Source organism: Paraburkholderia sp. SIMBA_053 (genome assembly GCF_046534895.1).
Classification (GTDB): domain Bacteria; phylum Pseudomonadota; class Gammaproteobacteria; order Burkholderiales; family Burkholderiaceae; genus Paraburkholderia; species Paraburkholderia caledonica.
In genome coordinates, this window is the sequence record NZ_JAWRXU010001090.1 from 1 (window position 1) to 257 (window position 257).

At 61.9% G+C, this 257-nt stretch carries 1 protein-coding gene; it reads left to right on the top strand.

The features are described from left to right. Window positions 1–257: SDR family oxidoreductase (locus SB753_RS38990; RefSeq protein ID WP_410805409.1), on the top strand; the 257-nt coding region annotated here is incomplete at both ends.

Below are 257 nucleotides of genomic sequence, written 5' to 3' on the forward strand. Positions count from 1 at the left end.
ACGCTCGGGCCTCGTGGGTGTTCCATCGGATGGTGTGTATGGAGCAGCAAAACACGGCGTCGTAGGACTGACGAAGGCGGCGGCCATTGAATTCGCAGCTAAGGGTATCCGCGTGAATGCCGTGTGTCCGGGACTCGTAGAAACGGCGCTCACGCATGCGAGATTCGGTGACGAGCTGCTCACACGCGCCAGGCTCGCCAATCCGCTCGGACGGATGGCGCAACCCGAAGAAATTGCAGCGGCCGTCGTGTGGCTGT